Annotated in this window: 13 protein-coding genes; 3 read left to right on the forward strand and 10 right to left on the reverse strand. The window is 70.3% G+C overall.

Going from position 1 to position 17,622, the window contains the following annotated elements; translation table 11 throughout:
* Positions 1-79: 79 nt before the first annotated feature.
* From metG to Q7W82_RS09485, 3 genes are all read right to left on the reverse strand, one after another.
* Positions 80-2,143 (reverse strand): methionine--tRNA ligase, encoded by a 2,064-nt coding sequence (gene metG, locus Q7W82_RS09475; protein WP_242156633.1) that lies wholly within the window; start codon positions 2,141-2,143, stop codon positions 80-82.
* A gap of 229 nt (positions 2,144-2,372) precedes the next feature.
* Entirely contained in the window at positions 2,373-2,825 is a 453-nt protein-coding gene (locus tag Q7W82_RS09480; RefSeq protein ID WP_242156634.1) for a DUF2147 domain-containing protein, read from the reverse strand.
* A 126-nt stretch (positions 2,826-2,951) separates the two neighbouring features.
* Complete coding sequence (locus Q7W82_RS09485; protein WP_242156970.1) at positions 2,952-3,341, reverse strand: VOC family protein; 390 nt, start codon at positions 3,339-3,341, stop codon at positions 2,952-2,954.
* A gap of 198 nt (positions 3,342-3,539) precedes the next feature.
* On the opposite strand from Q7W82_RS09485, the gene mmuM reads away from it, so the two are divergent.
* Positions 3,540-4,478 (forward strand): homocysteine S-methyltransferase, encoded by a 939-nt coding sequence (gene mmuM / locus Q7W82_RS09490; RefSeq protein WP_242156635.1) that lies wholly within the window; start codon positions 3,540-3,542, stop codon positions 4,476-4,478.
* A gap of 844 nt (positions 4,479-5,322) precedes the next feature.
* On the opposite strand, the gene Q7W82_RS09495 is transcribed toward mmuM, so the two are convergent.
* The 7 genes from Q7W82_RS09495 to trxA form a co-directional block, all read right to left on the reverse strand.
* On the reverse strand, positions 5,323-7,197 hold the full coding sequence (locus Q7W82_RS09495) for a DUF885 family protein (protein WP_242156636.1): 1,875 nt from the start codon (positions 7,195-7,197) through the stop codon (positions 5,323-5,325).
* 200 nt (positions 7,198-7,397) lie between these two features.
* Positions 7,398-8,171: a queuosine precursor transporter gene (locus tag Q7W82_RS09500; RefSeq protein ID WP_160947997.1), complete on the reverse strand. Its 774-nt coding sequence runs from the start codon at positions 8,169-8,171 to the stop codon at positions 7,398-7,400.
* Positions 8,172-8,176: 5 nt separating this feature from the next.
* Positions 8,177-8,854, reverse strand: a complete 678-nt coding sequence (locus tag Q7W82_RS09505) for a DUF502 domain-containing protein (protein WP_242156637.1) — start codon at positions 8,852-8,854, stop codon at positions 8,177-8,179.
* Positions 8,855-9,062: 208 nt separating this feature from the next.
* Positions 9,063-9,512 carry a DUF4442 domain-containing protein gene (locus tag Q7W82_RS09510; protein WP_242156638.1) on the reverse strand — a complete coding sequence of 150 codons (450 nt, stop codon included), beginning with the start codon at positions 9,510-9,512 and terminating at the stop codon, positions 9,063-9,065.
* The gene (locus Q7W82_RS09515; protein ID WP_242156639.1) at positions 9,509-11,179 is read right to left on the reverse strand and encodes a CHASE2 domain-containing protein; all 1,671 of its coding nucleotides are present in this window, start codon (positions 11,177-11,179) and stop codon (positions 9,509-9,511) included. The genes Q7W82_RS09510 and Q7W82_RS09515 overlap by 4 nt, the downstream gene beginning before the upstream one ends.
* Complete coding sequence (locus Q7W82_RS09520) at positions 11,176-12,798, reverse strand: FecR domain-containing protein (protein ID WP_242156640.1); 1,623 nt, start codon at positions 12,796-12,798, stop codon at positions 11,176-11,178. Before Q7W82_RS09520 ends, Q7W82_RS09515 begins: the two co-directional genes overlap by 4 nt.
* Before the next feature lie 213 nt (positions 12,799-13,011).
* The gene (gene trxA, locus Q7W82_RS09525; RefSeq protein ID WP_242156641.1) at positions 13,012-13,872 is read right to left on the reverse strand and encodes a thioredoxin; all 861 of its coding nucleotides are present in this window, start codon (positions 13,870-13,872) and stop codon (positions 13,012-13,014) included.
* Between the two features lie 154 nt (positions 13,873-14,026).
* Between trxA and Q7W82_RS09530 the strand changes: the two genes are divergently transcribed.
* Both Q7W82_RS09530 and leuS read left to right on the forward strand, forming a co-directional pair.
* The gene (locus tag Q7W82_RS09530; RefSeq protein WP_242156642.1) at positions 14,027-14,650 is read left to right on the forward strand and encodes a DUF998 domain-containing protein; all 624 of its coding nucleotides are present in this window, start codon (positions 14,027-14,029) and stop codon (positions 14,648-14,650) included.
* A 221-nt stretch (positions 14,651-14,871) separates the two neighbouring features.
* On the forward strand, positions 14,872-17,514 hold the full coding sequence (gene leuS / locus Q7W82_RS09535; RefSeq protein WP_242156643.1) for a leucine--tRNA ligase: 2,643 nt from the start codon (positions 14,872-14,874) through the stop codon (positions 17,512-17,514).
* The last annotated feature ends 108 nt before the right edge of the window (positions 17,515-17,622 follow it).

The following is a 17,622-nucleotide window of genomic DNA, read 5'->3' on the forward strand; positions in this document are numbered from 1 at the left end:
GGATTCGTCACCGCGTCATGGACCCATCGGCGCCGAGAGTGGCTCAACCAATCCCAATCCCGACTCCCCAATCCCGGCCTTACCGCACCGGCATGCCCGGCTGCGCGCCGCTGTCGGCGTCGAGCAGGGCCAGGGCGCCGCCGTCGAAGCCGGCCGACAGGATCATGCCTTCGCTGAGGCCGAAGCGCATCTTGCGCGGGGCCAGGTTGGCGATGAACACCACGTTGCGGCCGACCAGCTTCTCCGGTTCGCCGTAGCTGCCGCGGATGCCAGAGAAGATCTGCCGCTTGCCCAGCTCGCCGGCGTCCAGTTCGAAGCGCAGCAGCTTGTCCGATCCTTCGACGAACTCGCAGGCCAGCACCTTGCCGATGCGCAGGTCGAGCTTGGCGAAGTCGTCGATGCCGATGACGCCGGGAGTGGGGAGGGGGGATTGCGGGTTCGTCACTGCCTTCGCCTCCTGCTTGGCGGCGGGGGCCGCGGCGGCGGGAGCGGGGGCGAGGGTGTCCTTGGAGGCGTCGGTCATGGCGTCGAGCAGCTTTGGGTCGATACGGGTGAACAGGGGGGCGTAGGGCTGGATCACGTGCGCCAGCAGCGGCGCCTGCAGGTCGTCCCAGGCGCCGAGCGGCGCCGACAGGAACGCCTCGGCCTCGGCGCAGGTGCGCGGCAGCACCGGCTTGAGCGCGGCGGCCAGCACGCGGAACAGGTTCAGGCCATGCGTGCACACGGCCTGCAGTTGCGCCTCGGCGCCGTCCTGCTTGGCCAGCACCCAGGGCTTGTGTTCGTCGATGTACTTGTTGGCCTCGTCGGCCAGGGCCATGGTCTGGCGGATCGCGCTGGCCGGGTCGTTGCGCTCGTAGGCCTCGCGGATCGGCGCCAGGGCGGCGACGAAGCGCGCGTACTGCGCCGGGTCCGGCAGCGCGTCGGCGAGCGTGCCGCCGAAGCGCTTGTCGATGAAGCCGGCGCAGCGGCTGGCCAGGTTGACGAACTTGCCGACCAGGTCCGCATTGACCCGCGCCACGAAGTCGCCCAGGTTCAGGTCCAGATCGTCGACGCCACCGGAGGACTTGGCCGCGAAGTAGTAGCGCAGCGCTTCCGGCTCCAGGCCCACGTCCAGGTAGGTGCGAGCCATGACGAAGGTGCCGCGCGACTTGGACATCTTGGCGCCGTCCACCGTCAGGTAGCCGTTGACGTGCAGCCGGGTCGGCGCGCGGTGGCCGGTGCCGTGCAGCACCGCCGGCCAGAACAGGCCGTGGAAGTTGACGATGTCCTTGCCGATGAAGTGGTGCAGCTCGGTGGCGGTGCCGGCGGCCAGGTGCGGCGCGAACGCTTCGCCCAGGCTTGCGCACAGGGTCTGGAAGCTGCTCAGGTAGCCGATCGGCGCATCCAGCCACACGTAGAAATACTTGCCCGGCTGGCCGGGGATCTGGAAGCCGAAGTAGGGCGCGTCGCGGGAGATGTCCCAGGCGCGCAGGCCGCCTTCGCTGTCCAGCCATTCCATCAGCTTGGCCTTGACCCCGGGCAGGGCCACGTCGCCGGCCAGCCACTGCCGCAGGAAGCCGTCGAAGCGGCCGACCTCGAAGAAGAAGTGCTCCGAATCGCGCAGCTCCGGCGTGGCGCCGGAGATCACCGACTTGGGCTCCTTCAGTTCGGTCGGGGAATAGGTGGCGCCGCAGACCTCGCAGTTGTCGCCGTACTGGTCGGCGCTGCCGCAGTTCGGGCAGATGCCCTTGATGTAGCGGTCGGGCAGGAACATGCCCTTGGCCGGATCGTAGAACTGCGCCACCGAGCGCCGCGCGATGTGGCCGCCGGCATCGAGCTTGGCGTAGAACGCCTCGGTCAGGGCACGGTTGGCGTCCGAGTTGGTGGAGTCGTAATGGTCGAAGGCCACGCCGAACGCGGCGAAATCGCGCTCGTGGCTGGCCTGGATGGCGGCGATGAAGTCTTCCGGGGTGACCCCGGCCTTCTCCGCGGCCAGCATGATCGGCGTGCCGTGGGTGTCGTCGGCGCACACGAACCAGGTGCGGTCGCCGCGCAGCCGCCGCGCGCGCACCCAGATGTCGGCCTGGATGTAGCCGACCAGATGCCCCAGGTGCAGCGGTCCGTTGGCATAGGGCAGGGCGGTGGTGACGAGGGCGGTGGTCATGGCGGCCGGCGTTTCTGGGGGCCGGGGATTATTGCATGGAGCCGGGATTGGGGAATTGGGAATGGGGAATCGCAGGAGCGGTGGCCTGCGATCTGATGGGCCACGAAAAAGGCGACCCGATGGCCCACGAAAAAGGCGCCTTTGCAGGCGCCTTGTCGGAGTTGGGTGGTCTCAGGCCGACAGATGCCGCTTTTACGATTCCCGATTCTCCACTCCCGATTCCCGGCTTCTACTCCCTGATCCAGGTCTGCGTCCGGCCCAGGGCCTCGATGCCGATGTAGCCGCGCATCTGCAGCTTCTTGCCGCCGTCGGTCAGGGTGACCTTGGCCTTGTAGGTCTTGCCCTTGGCCGGGTCCAGCACCGAGCCGCCGTCCCACACCGCCGTGCCGTCGGGCTTGAGGCCCCACAGGATGGTCATGCCCTTGATCGGCTTGCCCTTGCGCTCGCCGTCGCACTTGTCGCACATCGGGTTGGGGCCGTGGTTGGACTGCAGGATCTCCACCACCTTGCCGCTCAGCGTGCCGTTGGCAGCCTGTTCGATCTGCACGATCGACTTGGGCTTGCCGGTTTCGTCGTCGATGGTCTGCCAGCGGCCGACCGGCGTGGTGTCGGCGGCGTGCGCCATGAATGCCGCCGCGCTCAGCGGCAGGGCCAGCATCAGGGTCTTGAAGCTCGTGCGCATGTTCCCCTCCCGAGGGATGTCCGGTGCGGCCGGCGCGATGCCGGCCTGATCCGACTGTATACCCAAGCGTATGGTGCTGGGAATCCGCACTGCGGCATGCGGTTCAGCGTGACCGCCGGCATGCGTTCAGCCGCTCTCGTACAGTTCCAGCGGCAGGTCGTCGGGGTCGGCGAAGAAGGTGAAGCGGTGGCCGGTGTACTCGTCCACGCGGATCGGTTCGACCGTCACGCCGTGCGTCTGCAGGTGTGCGACCGCCGCATCGAGGTCGCGCACGCGCAGCGCCAGGTGGCGCAGCCCGCAGGCTTCCGGGCGGCTCGGCCGCGGCGGCGGTGCGGGGAACGAGAACAGTTCGAGTTGGCTGCCGTCGGGCAGGGCCAGATCCAGCTTCCAGGAGTCGCGCGCGTCGCGGTAGACCTCGGCGATCACCGGCAGGCCGAGGATGCGGCAATAGAAGTCCTTGGAGCGCGCGTAGTCGGAGGCGATGATCGCCACGTGGTGCAGGCCGTCGAGGGTCAGCGGTGACGTCATCGCGGCGCGCTCGGGCATTGGGCGTGGGCGAGGGCGGCAGTGCGCGCCTGCGGCGCGGCGGTGGCGACAGTGCGGTCGCGCGTCGTCAGTAATCGAGCGAATAGCATGGAGGCAGCATAGCGCAGCGTCGCGACCACACCGCCGCCGTCTGCGACACTGCGCATTCCGTCGCTGCGAGGCCGCGCCATGCCGCACAACCCGCTCGCCGCGCTGCTGGCCGAGGACCGCTGCCTGGTGCTCGACGGCGCGCTGGCCACCGAACTGGAACGGCGCGGCTGCGATCTCGCCGATCCGCTGTGGTCGGCGAAGATCCTGCTGGAGCAGCCGCAGCTGATCCGCCAGGTGCACCAGGACTATTTCGCCGCCGGTGCGCAGTGCGCGATCACCGCCAGCTACCAGGCCACGCCGCAGGGCTTTGCCGCGCGTGGCATCGACCTGGCGCAAGCGCAGCGCTTGATCGCGCGCAGCGTCGAACTGGCGCAGCAGGCGCGGGAGGTCCATCTCGGGCTGCATCCGCAGGCGGGGACCTTGCTGGTGGCCGGCTCGGTCGGTCCGTATGGCGCCTTCCTGGCCAATGGCGCGGAGTATCGCGGCGACTACGTGCTGGCACCGGCACGGATGCGCGCGTTCCACCATCCGCGCATCGCCGCGTTGGTGGAGGCGGGCGTGGACCTGCTGGCCTGCGAAACGCAGCCGTCGCTGGCGGAAATGGCGGCGTTGCTGGAAGTGATAGAGGCGTTCCCGCAGACCGTCGCCTGGTTCGCCTGCACGCTGCGCGATGCGATGCACCTCAGCGACGGCACGCCGTGGCGCGACGTGGTGGCCTTGCTCGACGGCCATCCGCAGGTGGTCGCGCTGGGCGTCAACTGCGTCGCCCCGTCGCTGTCCACCGCGGCGTTGCGCCATCTGGCGACACTGACCCGGTTGCCTTTGGTGGTGTATCCGAACGCGGGCGAGCGCTACGACGCCGACCGCAAATGCTGGCAGGCCGACGGTGCCGATGCCGGCACCCTGGCCGATCACCTCGATGCCTGGCGTGCGGCCGGTGCCCGCCTGATCGGCGGTTGCTGCCGCACCACACCGCAGGACATCGCGCAGCTGGCGCGGCGGCTGGCAGCGGCGTAGAAAGGAGGCGGGTCGCTTGCACTCTGCAGCACGACGTCTTCGCCGGCGATGGTCCAGCGGATGCCGGGGCCGACCAGCCGTCTTGGGCTGTGTGGGAGGGACTTCAGTCCCGACGCGTTGAAGTGAACGGCGTCGGGACTGAAGTCCCTCCCACAAGGGGTTCATGCTCGCCCCATGCCCTGATGGAACTGGCGTGCTATCCGCACCGAGTGGAATGGGGGCAACGGGAGGGCGATGACACCAAACGAACGTCGTTGCAGCTCCTGCTGCCGTCGCGGTGCGATTGCAGTAGCTCGGCATGCCGGGGATTGCACTGTGGGAGGGACTTCAGTCCCGACGCGTTGCAGTGAAAGGCGTCGGGACTGAAGTCCCTCCCACAAGGGGGGCATGCGCGCCGAATACCCTGATGGAACTGGCCTGCTATCCGCACCGAGTGGGATGGGCGCAACGGGAGGGCGATGGCACCAAGGGAACGTCGTTGCAGTTCCCATCGCTGTCGCGGCGCGATTGCAGTAGCTCGGCATGCCGGGAATTGCACTGTGGGAGGGACTTCAGTCCCGACGCGTTGCAGTGAACGGCGTCGGGACTGAAGTCCCTCCCACAAGGGGGGCGTGCGCAGCCAATGCCCTGATGGACTGGCCTGCTATCCGCACCGAGTGCGATGAGCACAAAGGCAGGGCGATGGTGCTGCCGCCGATGCGGCCTTTGTGGGAGCGGCTTCAGCCGCGACCGGGCTTTACCAGGCATGTCCGGTCGCGGCTGAAGCCGCTCCTACGAGAGATTTTGCGACATTCGGGATCTTGCGACATCGGGCCGCATGCTCCGCGCGTGCGGCCTCGCCCACTCATCCCTTCTTGCTCGCCACCCAGCGCTCGATCTTTTCCTGCAGCACGTTCAGCGGCACCGAGCCGTCCTTCAGCACTTCGGCATGGAATTCGCGGATGTCGAACTTGTCGCCCAGTTGCGCGCGGGCGTAGTCGCGCAGCTGCATGATCTTCATCTCGCCGATCTTGTAGGACAGCGCCTGGCCGGGGATGGCCATGTAGCGCTCGGCTTCGGCCTCGGCATCGGTGCGGCTGGTGGCCGAGTTCTGCAGCATGTAGTCGATCACCTGCTCGCGGGTCCAGCCCTTGCTGTGCAGGCCGGTGTCCACCACCAGGCGGATCGCGCGCCACAGCTCGTTCTGCAGGTAGCCGAAGTAATTGTACGGGTCTTGGTACAGGCCCAGGTCCTTGCCCAGCGATTCGGCGTACAGGCCCCAGCCTTCGATGAAGGCGGTCTCGCCGCCGAAGCGGCGGAACTTCGGCAGGTTGGTCAGCTCCTGCTGCAGGCCGAGCTGGAAGTGGTGGCCGGGAATGGCCTCGTGCAGGTACAGGTCTTCCGCATCCCAGGTCTTGCGGCTGGGCAGGTCGTAGGTGTTGACGTAGAAGATGCCGGGGCGGCCGTCCTCGCTGGGGCGCATGTACGAGCCGCTGGCGGCCGACTGCGCGCGGTACGGTTCCACCGGGCGGATCTCGAACGCGGCCTTGGGCTTGAGCGAGAACATGCGCGGCACCGCCGCGTCGACCCGGCCTTCCAGGCCGCGGTAGTAGGTCAGCAGCTCGTCCTCGCTCTTGAAGGTGAAGCGCTTGTCGGTCTGCATGAACTTGAAGAACTTCTGCATCGAGCCGCGGAAGCGCACCTGCTTCATCACCGCCTGGATCTGGCCCTGGATGCGCGCCACCTCGTCCAGGCCGATCTGGTGGATCTGGGCCGGGGTCAGGTCGGTGGTGGTGCTCTGGCGCACGTTCCAGGCGTACCAGGCGTCGCCGCCGGGCAGGGCGCCGACGCCGGCGGTGGTACGCGTGGCCGGCAGGTACTCGGTGGCGATGAAGCCGCGCAGCGAGCGGTAGGCGGGCATGATGCGGTACTCGATCATGCGCTTGTACTCGGCGGTGATGCGCTGCTTCTCGGCCTCGGGGATGTCCGCCGGCAGGTTGCGCACCGGCCCCCAGAACAGGCTCTCCTCGGCGGTGGGCTTGATGATCGCATCCAGCTGCGGCAGCACCTTCTCCATCAGCGCGCGCGGCTGCACCACGCCGGCCTTCATGCCTTCGCGCATGTTGGCGATGGCCTGGTCGAACAGCGCCGGGATGCCGAGCGCGCGCCGCGACCAGTTGTCGTAGTCCTTGACCGTGCGGAACGGCTGCGCGCCGGTGCCGGAGCCGAGCATCACCATGATGCTGCCGACGTTGTAGAACTGGTTCACCGGCTGCATCCAGCTCGGGTACTTCTCCGCCTCCAGCGCGTTGCGCGCGTCGCCGACGAAGATCTCGTAGCTGAGCAGGTCCTGCCCGGTCAGCCCGTCCTTGCCGATCGCCTCGGCCTTGCCCAGCCACTCCACGGTGAAGTCGTGCGACTGCTGGCGGAACGCGGCCGAGAGGAAGTTCGGCAGCTGGTCGTTGTAGCGGCTGTCGCCCTGGAAGGTGGCCTGCAGCGGGTTGAGCTTGAGCGAGGCCTCCCAGTAATCGTCGTACAACTTGTTCAGTTGCTGCGCCTTGGTCAGCACCACCGGGGCCGGTGCCGGCCGCGCCTTGCGCGCCTTGCTGGCCTTGGCGCGGGTCTGCGCGGTGGTCTGCTTGGTGGTCTTCTTCTTGGCCGCGTCCGCCGGGGCCGCCAGCGACAGACTCAGGGCGGTGGCGATGGCAAGGGACAGCAGGCGGGGAAAGCGGGGCGGCATTGCGGGCTCCAACGACAAGCGAGCGGGGAGCTTGCCCGATCCGCACCGCGGAGGCCACCCGTGGCCGCTGCCCGCGGGCGCCTGCTGACCCTGCATTCGGTCCGCGCCTCGCCGTGGCGGGCCAGGCGGGGCCGACGTCTGCGGCGCTGCACGATGGCCGCGCGCGAGGGCGTGCGGGGCGCTCGCGCGTGTGCCGGCGTTCAGTCGGCAGCCGCTTCCTCGCGCAGCTGTTCGGCGCGCTCGGGGGTCAGGTAGTCGGTGATCAGCCGCCGCATCAGGTACAGCAACGGGATCAGCAGCACCGCCAGCAGCATCTTGCAGATGTAGTTCAGCGTGCTCACTGCCAGGAACAGCTGCATCGACCAGTGCTGCGGGCCGAGCACGAAGGCGATGTAGATCACCACGAAGCTGTCGATCAGCTGCGAGACCGCGGTGGAGCCGGTGGCGCGCAGCCACACGTGCTTCTCGCCGGTCACGCTGCGGATGCGGTGGAACACCGCCACGTCGATCAACTGGCCGGCCATGAACGCGACCAGCGAGCCGGCGATGGTCCACATGCCCTGGCCGAACACCGCGGCAAACGCGGCCTGGTAGTCGGGCACGCCCTGGCTCTGCGCCGCGGTGACCCAGAACCCGGCCGGGGCCAGCGCGATCGCGGCGAAGGCGAACAGGAAGCCATAGCCGATCAGCGCCACCGCCAGCCAGGAGATGAAGCGCACGCCGCGGCGGCCGAAGAATTCGTTGATGGTGTCGGTGAGGATGAACACCAGCGGCCACAGCAGGGTGCCGGCGGTGAAGTTCATCGAGCCGGTCTGCCCGAACAGGTTCCAGTTCAGCGGGGCGATGCCCAGGGTGTCTTCCAGGGCGAAGATCTTGACCCCGATGAACTCGGCCAGCGCGGCATTGACGCAGAAGAACGCCGCCAGGGCGATGAACAGACGGACCGCGCGATCGTCGAGCGTGCCGCGGCGCATCGGCGTCAGCGGTCCACGGTCCGGGTGAACGGCACGCTCTCCGGCGCCACCGCGCCGCCGGAGATGATGAAGCTCATCGCCTGGTCCACGCTCCAGTCGGTGGGCGTGAGCAGCTCCACCGGCACGATCTCCAGGTAGCCGGAGGTCGGGTTGGGCGTGGTCGGCACGTACACCGCGGCCAGTTCGCGGCCGGTGCCGTGTTCCTTGATCACCCGCGTCACCAGACCCACCGACTTCATGTCCCGGTGCGGGAAGTCGATCAGCACCACGCGCTGGGTGCTGCCGGGCTGGGTCTGCAGGATGTCCACCAGCTTGCGCACGCTGTCGTAGACCACGCTGGCCAGCGGGATGCGGCGCATCACCGCCTCGAACCAGCGCAGCAGGCGCTGGCCGATCATGCGCCTGCTGAGGATGCCGACCAGCAGGATCACCGCCAGGGTGGCGATCAGGGCGATGGTGTTCTGCACCCATTGCGCGGTGGCCCAGCCCAGCTCGCGCGGGAACGAGGCGGCGATGCGCACCGACAGCGGCACCACCCAGGGGCTGCTGATCCCCGAGAGCAGCACGAACACGAACTTGACCACGACCCAGGTCAGCCAGATCGGCAACAGGGTCAGCAGGCCGGTGAAGAACAGCCGTTGCAGGGACGGGCGCGGAGCGGGGGCGGCGAGATCGGGCGACATCCGCGTAGTGTAGCGGCGCGTGATGGCCGTTGGTGCGGCGCCGCATGGTCTCGCGGCACGGTGTGCAGCTGCGATTGGGCTGGGGCGTGCACAGGCGGCCCGCGTCGCAACGCCGCGCACGCCGACGGCGCGATCGCGTTCGCATGCGGGGTGTGTCCGCCTGCGCAGCTGCAGCGTCGGCCTTGGCGAACCCCCGGGCCGCGGCGCGCTAGCGCGGCGGCTTGCGCTTGACGTACACCTGCTTGCGCACCCGCGCCACCACCTCGCCCTGCGCGTCGACGACGTCGGTCTCGAACCAGCGCAGGTGCTTGTCGCCGCTGGCGGTGGCCGCGCGCAGCTCGTCCAACAGGGCCTGGTCCAGGTCGAATTGCGCGCTGACCGTGCCGCGGCCCGGGCGCACGAACTCGATGCTGCCGGCCTTGTCCCAGACGTAGTAGTCGCGTCCCAGGTTCTGCATGGTCAGCAGCATCCAGAACGGGTCGGTCATGGCGAACAGGCTGCCGCCGAAATGCGTCCCGACGTAGTTGCGGTTCCAGGGGCGCATGCGTAGTTCGACCCGCGCATGGCGGTAGTCGGCGCTCAGCGCGGTCACATGGATGCCGGCGAACAGGAACGGCGGCCACAGGTTCAGGCCCAGGCGGAACAGCGATGGCTTCATGGCGCGGCAGTGGGTGGATCGGAGCGCGGCAGGGTACCAGACGCATGCGTATGGTGCTCTGGCGGCGCGTCGCTGAGCGCGTAGCCGTCGCGTCCGCCGCGCTTGACCCGGTACAGCGCGGCGTCGGCAGATTCGAAAAAGGCGCGCTCGGACGTGAGCGCTGTCGCCGTGGCGCTGTGCACGCCCAGGCTGGCGGTGATGGCGACGCTGCCGTTCGGCGCGCGCAGCGACAGCCCGCGGATCTCCTCGACCAGCGCCGCGGCGATGCGGCCGGCATCGGTGGCGTCGGTGGCGGGCAGGATCATGGCGAACTCGTCGCCGCCGAAGCGCGCGGCGACCTCGCGCGGATGTCGCGCATGCCGTGCCACCGCGGCGGCCACCAGCTTCAGTGCGCGGTCGCCGGTGCGATGGCCCAGGGTGTCGTTGTAGCGCTTGAAATGATCCACATCGACGATGATCAGCGTCAGCGGCCGGCCACTGCGCCGCGCCTCGTCCAGGGCCTGGGCGAAGGCCTGTTCGAAGCCGTGACGGTTGACCAGCCCGGTCAGGGCGTCGCGACGCGCCTGGCGGCGCCAGCGTGCCGCGTGCAGGCACAACTGGCCGGCGGCGACGACGGCCAGGGCGAGCAGGGCCGCCCCCGGCGCGAACCAGCGGTGGCTGACCAGCAGCCACAGCAGGCTGCCGCCGGCGATCACCGCCATGCTCGCCAGCGGTGCCAGCCAGCGCCGTCTCCGCCAGCCGGCGCAGTGCGTTCCCAGGCAGGCCAGCAGCACCAGCAGCGCGGACCCGGCCACCTGGGCCGTGCGCGACGACGGCAGGATCGGGTCGCCGCGCAACAGCATCGCCGCGATGTTGGCCTGGTACTCGGGCGCGCTCATCCAGCGCGCATCGGACATCGGCGTCATCACCCGCTGCCCCAGGCCGGTGGCGGTGACGCCGACGATCGCCAGGCGTGCGCGCAGGGACTGCGGCGGGATCCGGCCCTGCGCGACGTCGACGTAGGACACCTGCGCGAACGGTGCCGACGGCGCGGCGAAATGCAGGCCGACGTAGTCGGCGCGATGCCAGGCATAGGGGGCGTTGGGGGTGGCCGGCGCCGGCGGCAGCGCGCGGCCGGTGAGGGCCGCGGCCAGCGCCGGCCAGTGCGCGCTGCCGAGCCCGGCGCGCAGGTAGACGCCGCGCGCGATGCCGTCGGCATCGACGGCGAGATCGGTGTGCGCCAGCGCCGCCGCGGCGCTGGCGATGGCTGGGATCGGCAGCAGTTCCTGCGGCATGTCGGCATCGCTGACGCTGCCGATCACCGGCAGCACGGTGCGGCCATTGCGCCGCAGCGCCGCAGCCAGGCGTGCGTCGTCGTCCGGGTGTTGCTGGTCGGGTTCGCTGAACAGCAGGTCCAGCGCCACCCGCTCGGTGCCCGCTGCGGTGAGCCGGTCGAGCAGGCGCGCGTGCAGGTCGCGTCGCCATGGCCACTGGCCCAGTGCCTGCAGGCTGCGGTCGTCGATGGCGATCAGCAGCAGGCGCGGATCGGCCGGGCGCGGCGCCTGCGCGATCGCCGCGTCGTACAGCGCGTTGTCCAGCCGCCCGGTGACATCGCCCAGGCTCAGGGCCGCGGCCAGTGCGGCTGCGGCGAGCGCCGCCAGCACGCGCCGCAGCAGCGCGGCGCTCACAACGCCAGCCATAGCAGCAGCGCGCCGCCGGCCGTGCCGAGCTTGCAGTAGCGGCAGGGCAGGTCCAGCGTCTGCGGCGTCGAGAACGGCGCGGCCTCGCCCTCCGCGTCCAGGGTCTGGATGCGGACGTACCAGGTGCCGCGCCGCGGCCGCGGCAGCGCGACCTGCGGCTGCGTCACGGTGCGTTCGAGCAGGCCGCGGCGGAACCCGGGATCGCGCGCCAACTGGACCCGGTAATGGCGCGCGTCCGGGTCGGGCTGCCAGCGCAGGGTCAGCGTGCCGCGCTCGGCCTGCGCCGGCGCCAGGCCGGGATCGACCGGCGTATCGCTGAGATGCAGCGTCAGCGCCTGCCCGAACGGACCTTGCCGGCCTTGCGCATCGCGCGAGGCCAGGCGCCAGAAGTAGGTGCCGGGCGGCAGGGGCTGCGGCGCGCGCAGATGGGTCGCGTCGGTCTCCTGCTCCAGCAGCAGGTCGTGGAACTGCGCATCGCGCGCCAGCTGCAGCACGCTGCTGGTCGCCTCCGGGTTGCGGGTCCAGGCGAAACGCGGCCGCGCGATGCGCAGTCGCTGCTGCTGCAGCGGTTGCACGGTCAGCGGCGGCAGCGGCGTGGCCGAGACCAGCAGCGGCTGCTCGGCGTCCCGGCCTTCCACGCCGGTGGCGGTGACGCCGCGCAGCAACAGCCGCAGATCCCCGGGGGGCAAGTCGTCCAGCACCAGCTCGCTGGCCTCGGTCTCGCGGGCGTAGCGCAGGATTTCGCGCTGCTGCGCATCCAGTGCCTCGAGACGGTAGCGGCTGGCGCCGGCCAGCGGCGTCCACGCCAGCAGGTAGGGCGGGTGTTGCAGGCGGCTGCGCGCCAGGTCCAGGACCGGTGCCGGCAGCAGCGGTTCCGGCAGCGGCGCCGCCCCCGCGCCGACCCGCGCCGCCTCGCCCGGCTGCAGCAGGCGCTGGCCGCCGCCGCCGGCCACCCGCACCGCGCCCTGCAGCACCTCGGTGGCGGCGAGCTGGTGGCCGTCGCCGGCGCCGACGCGGAAGCGGGTGCCGCGCACGCTGCTGGTGCTGCTCGGGGTCTGGATGATGTAGCGCGAGGCGGGGCCGTTGGCGGGGATGACATCGTTGCTGGTGCGGCCTTTCTCCAGCCGTACCCGCGTGTCGACCATGCCGGTGGCACCGTAGCGGATCAATTGGTCGAAGCGGATCAGGCTGTTCTCGCGCACCTGCATGCGCGAGCCGTCGGCGAACTGCACGGTGGCACTGGCGTCGGCGCCGGTCTGCAGCGCGCTGCCGATCGGCAGCGGCATGCCTTCCTGCGCCGACAGCGTCGCGCGGTCGGCGGTCTGCACGCTGATCTGGCCACGCAGCGCGACCAACCGCGCCGGCGCCGGCTGCACCCGCAGCCAGGCGATCGGGAAGCGCAGCCGCGCCCCCGGCGCCAACCGGTACGGATCGGCCACCTGGTTGTGCTGGCCTAGCAGCATCCAGTCCACGTCCGGGCGCAGATAGCGCCGGCCCAGGTCCCACAGCGTGTCGCCGGGGCGCACCCGGTAGTGCCAGTCCTGCGCCATCGCGGCAGGAGCGAGCAGCAGGCCGATCCAGCACAGCAGGCCGACAAGCCGGCGCATGCTTGCCCGGGAGCGAAGGGTGGGCAGAGGCATGCGGCGGTCGTACTGCTGAGTCACATCATCTGTCCGGCAAAAGACCGGGGCGCTGCTGCCGGCGGGGCGCCAGGCACCATTCGTCCCTGATCACGGCATCCATGAGGCAGGCCGGGGCGTGTCCGACTGTCGCGGCGGCTGGAGACGCCGTTGCCAGCCGCCGGAAATGCGATTGTAGTCTCAGAACAACAGGGCGGACATCTTGCGGCGGTACTGCCCCACCAGGTCCTCGTCCTCGATCACCCGGAACGCATCGATCAGCGCCTTCTTGGGCAGGCCATCCTCGAACGTGCGGTCCTGGCGCAGCATCTCCAGGAATTGCTCCAGCGCGGCTGCGTCGTCGCCGCCGACCAGGTGGCGCACGCCCAGCAGGTAGCGCGCCTTGAGATCGCCCGGATCCTGCGCCAGCGTGGCCTGCAGCGTCTCCAGCGGCGGCGCCGCCTGCAGCGCGCCGACGAAGCCCAGCCGCGCCCGCGCCCGCACCGCGCGCTCGTCGGTGGCCAGGTTGGCCGGCAGCGCGTCGATCAGCGCCTCGGCCTCGGCGGCGGCGCCGACCTTGACCAGGGCCAGGGCCAGGTCCAGCTTCAGTTCGTCCTTGTCCGGCTCGGCCGCCACCGCCTCGCGCAGGCGCTGCACCTCGGCGTGCGGATCCAGCGGCGCGGCCGGCACGGCCTCGGCCGGTTCCTGTGCGGCCAGTGGCGCGATCCCGTGCTGGGTCAGGAACTCTCGCAACTGGCCCTCGGGCAGCGCGCCGGGGAAGCCGTCGACCAGTTGCCCGCCCTTGACCAGGAACACCGTCGGCACCGAGCGGATCTGGAACGCCGCGGCAATCTGCTGCTCCTGGTCCACGTCGACCTTGGCCAGCACGAAACCGCCGTTGTACTCGGCGGCCAGCTTTTCCAGGATCGGGCTCAGGGTCTTGCACGGGCCGCACCAGGGCGCCCAGAAGTCCACCAGCACCGGCGTCTGCAGCGAGCGCTGCAGCACGTCGGCTTCGAAGGTCTCGGTCTTGGCGTCGAAAACGTGGGGCGTGTCGGACATGGGCAGTGTCATCGCAGGCGAGAGGACGCTCTGTATGGAGGCGCGGCGGCGCCGATGCAAGGGTGGCGTCGCCGTGCCATGGGTGCCGGTCGCGGCCGCAGCGGCGACAATGTGCGGCTGCAGGCGCCATGGCGGCGCGAAAGGACGGTGGCGGATGGGCGAGGTGAGCGAACGGGTGATGCGCTGGGTCGGGCCGCTGCTGACGGTGGCCGCGGTGGCGGCGATGCTGGGCTTCGGCGCGGTGCTGCCCGGGTATCTGCCGTGGTCGCATCCGCTGGCCTTGCTTGGAGCGCGCGGCATCCCGCATGCCTGGGCGTTCAATCTGCTGGCGTTCGTGCTGCCCGGATGCCTGGCGCTGGCACTGGCGCTGCGGCTGCTGCGCCGCGCCGGCCGCCACGCGCCCTGGTCGCTGCGGGTCGGCGGGCAACTGCTGCTGTTGGCCGGCCTGGCCTTCGCCAGCATGGGCCTGCTGCCGCTGGACCCGACCGACCTGGAGGCGCGCGCGACCCAACTGCATGCCAGCGCCTGGCTGCTGTGGGTGGTGGCGCTGGTGGCGGCCGCGGCCCTGCTGGGGCTGGGCGCGCGCCGGGATCCCGCCGCGCGCGGCTGGGCCGCGCTGGCATTGGGGATGGCGCTGCTGGTGGCGCTGGGGGCGTTCGCGCTGGACCGGCTGCTGTCGCCGGCGCTGGCGCAGCGGCTGGTGTTCCTGCTGTGGTGGGGCTGGCTGGCGCTGCTGGCCTGCTGGCCGGGTCCGCAGGCGGTCGCGCACCGCGGCTGACCCCGCGGGCCTTGCGCACTGGGCGGCGCGGCGTGCCGTGCCATGGCCGAGGCCCGCCGTGCTCGCCCACGGCGCCGAAGCCACTGCAGCCGCGGTTCCGGCGCCTGCCGGGCGCGCGCGGGGCGGTGCGCGCCGTTGCCGTCCGTCGCCGGGATTGGAGCGGCTTGCCGCGCTACGGTACCCTTGGCCGCTTTGTTGCCGCCTGGCCCTTGCCCGTTTCCATGTCCGCCGTCGAGCCCACCGCCTACGACCCGCAGCAGGTCGAATCGTCCGCCCAGCAGTTCTGGGACGCCACCCGCGCCTTCGAGGTCGACGAGACCTCCGACAAGCCCAAGTTCTACTGCCTGTCGATGCTGCCGTACCCGTCCGGGGCGCTGCACATGGGCCACGTGCGCAACTACACCATCGGCGACGTGATCAGCCGCTACCAGCGCATGATCGGCAAGAACGTGCTGCAGCCGATGGGCTGGGACGCGTTCGGCCTGCCGGCCGAGAACGCCGCGATCAAGAACAAGACCGCGCCGGCGAAGTGGACCTACGCCAACATCGACCACATGCGCAGCCAGCTCAAGTCGCTGGGCTACGCCATCGACTGGTCGCGCGAGTTCGCCACCTGCCGGCCCGAGTACTACGTGCACGAGCAGCGCATGTTCACCCGGCTGATGCGCAAGGGCCTGGCCTACCGCCGCAACGCGGTGGTGAACTGGGACCCGATCGACCAGACCGTGCTGGCCAACGAGCAGGTCATCGACGGCCGCGGCTGGCGCTCCGGCGCGCTGGTGGAAAAGCGCGAGATCCCGCAGTGGTTCCTGCGCATCACCGATTACGCGCAGGAATTGCTGGACGGCCTGGACCAGCTGCCGGGCTGGCCGGAATCGGTCAAGACCATGCAGCGCAACTGGATCGGCCGTTCCGAGGGCCTGGAGATCCAGTTCGACGTGCGCGACGCCGACGGCAGCGCGCTGGACCCGTTGCGCGTGTTCACCACGCGCCCGGACACGCTGATGGGCGTGACCTTCGTGTCCATCGCCAGCGAGCATCCGCTGGCGCTGCATGCGGCCAAGTCCAATCCGCCGCTGGCCGCGTTGCTGGCCGAGCTGAAGCAGGGCGGCGTCTCCGAGGCGGAACTGGAGACCCAGGAAAAGCGCGGCATGGACACCGGCCTGACCGCGGTGCATCCGATCAGCGGCGAGCAGGTGCCGGTGTGGGTCGCCAACTTCGTGCTGATGGGCTACGGCACCGGCGCGGTGATGGCGGTGCCCGGCCACGACCAGCGCGATTTCGAATTCGCCAGCAAGTACGCCCTGCCGATCCGCCAGGTGATCGCGCTGAAGGCGCCGAAGAACGACGACGAGCGCCACTACGATCCGAGCCGCTGGCAGGACTGGTACGGCGACAAGACCCGCGAGCTGGAACTGGTCAATTCCGCCGAGTTCGACGGGCTGGACTTCCAGGGCGCGTTCGAGGCGCTGGCCGAGCGCTTCGAGCGCAAGGGCCAGGGCCAGCGCCGGGTCAACTACCGCCTGCGCGACTGGGGCGTCAGCCGCCAGCGCTACTGGGGCTGCCCGATCCCGGTGATCTATTGCCAGAGCTGTGGCGCGGTGCCGGTGCCGGAAGACCAACTGCCGGTGCTGCTGCCGGAGAACGTGGCGCTGAGCGGCACCGGCTCGCCGCTGAAGACCGATCCGGAATGGCGCAAGACCACCTGCCCGCAGTGCGGCGCGGCGGCCGAGCGCGAGACCGACACCTTCGACACCTTCATGGAGTCGAGCTGGTACTACGCGCGCTACACCTCGCCCGGCGCCAAGGACATGGTCGACAAGCGCGGCAACTACTGGCTGCCGGTGGACCAGTACATCGGCGGCATCGAACACGCGATCCTGCACCTGATGTACTTCCGCTTCTTCCACAAATTGCTGCGCGACGCGCGCCTGGTGGACAGCGACGAGCCGGCGACCAACCTGCTGACCCAGGGCATGGTGATCGCCGAGACCTTCTACCGGCAGAACCCGGACGGCTCCAAGGACTGGATCAATCCGGCCGACGTGGACGTGCAGCGCGACGACAAGGCGCGGGTGATCGGCGCGGTGCACAAGGGCGACGGCCAGCCGGTGCTGATCGGTGGCACCGAGAAGATGTCCAAGTCCAAGAACAACGGCGTCGATCCGCAGGCCATGGTCGGCAAGTACGGCGCCGACACGGTGCGCCTGTTCTCGATGTTCGCCGCGCCGCCGGAGCAGTCGCTGGAGTGGAACGAGGCCGGCGTGGACGGCATGGCGCGGTTCCTGCGCCGGCTGTGGGCGCAGGTGCACAGGCACGCCGCCGACGGCGCCGCCCCGGCGTTGGACCCGGCCGCGCTGGACGCCGAGCACAAGGCGCTGCGGCGCAAGACCCACGAGACCATCGGCAAGGTCGCCGACGACTACGGCCGCCGCCACAGCTTCAACACCGCCATCGCCGCGGTGATGGAGCTGACCAACGCGCTGGCCAAGTTCGACGACGCCAGCGCGCAGGGCCGCGCGGTGCGCCAGGAAGCGCTGGAAGCGGCGGTCCTGCTGCTCAACCCGATCACCCCGCATGCCAGCCACGCGCTGTGGCAGGCGCTGGGCCACGCGCCGACGCTGCTGGAAGACGTGCCGTTCCCGCAGCCGGACCCGGCCGCGCTGGTGCGCGACGCGGTGACCCTGGCGGTGCAGGTCAACGGCAAGCTGCGCGGCACCATCGAGGTCGGTGCCGACACCCCGCGCGAGCAGATCGAGGCGCTGGCCCAGGCCGAGCCGAATGCGGCCAAGTTCCTGGAAGGCCTGAGCATCCGCAAGATCATCATCGTGCCGGGCAAGATCGTGAACCTGGTGGCGGCGTGAGCCGGCGCGCCGCATCGGCCGCGCCGCGGCCGCGCGGCGCGGCAGGTCTCAACCCGCGTTCACGCGGCGTACGGCAGGCTAGCCGCCTGTTGCCGCACCCAGCCGGCT

This window comes from Xanthomonas indica, from assembly GCF_040529045.1.
GTDB classification, from domain to species: domain Bacteria; phylum Pseudomonadota; class Gammaproteobacteria; order Xanthomonadales; family Xanthomonadaceae; genus Xanthomonas_A; species Xanthomonas_A indica.

Excerpts from the sequence above, each read along its gene's own strand:
- leuS (WP_242156643.1), top strand. The coding sequence starts at position 14,872 with ATGTCCGCCGTCGAGCCCACCGCCTACGACCCGCAGCAGGTCGAATCG.
- Q7W82_RS09500 (WP_160947997.1), bottom strand. The coding sequence starts at position 8,171 with ATGCGCCGCGGCACGCTCGACGATCGCGCGGTCCGTCTGTTCATCGCC.
- Q7W82_RS09520 (WP_242156640.1), bottom strand. The coding sequence starts at position 12,798 with ATGCGCCGGCTTGTCGGCCTGCTGTGCTGGATCGGCCTGCTGCTCGCT.
- Q7W82_RS09480 (WP_242156634.1), bottom strand. The coding sequence starts at position 2,825 with ATGCGCACGAGCTTCAAGACCCTGATGCTGGCCCTGCCGCTGAGCGCG.
- Q7W82_RS09495 (WP_242156636.1), bottom strand. The coding sequence starts at position 7,197 with ATGCCGCCCCGCTTTCCCCGCCTGCTGTCCCTTGCCATCGCCACCGCC.
- metG (WP_242156633.1), bottom strand. The coding sequence starts at position 2,143 with ATGACCACCGCCCTCGTCACCACCGCCCTGCCCTATGCCAACGGACCG.
- Q7W82_RS09505 (WP_242156637.1), bottom strand. The coding sequence starts at position 8,854 with ATGTCGCCCGATCTCGCCGCCCCCGCTCCGCGCCCGTCCCTGCAACGG.
- trxA (WP_242156641.1), bottom strand. The coding sequence starts at position 13,872 with ATGTCCGACACGCCCCACGTTTTCGACGCCAAGACCGAGACCTTCGAA.
- mmuM (WP_242156635.1), top strand. The coding sequence starts at position 3,540 with ATGCCGCACAACCCGCTCGCCGCGCTGCTGGCCGAGGACCGCTGCCTG.
- Q7W82_RS09510 (WP_242156638.1), bottom strand. The coding sequence starts at position 9,512 with ATGAAGCCATCGCTGTTCCGCCTGGGCCTGAACCTGTGGCCGCCGTTC.
- Q7W82_RS09530 (WP_242156642.1), top strand. The coding sequence starts at position 14,027 with ATGGGCGAGGTGAGCGAACGGGTGATGCGCTGGGTCGGGCCGCTGCTG.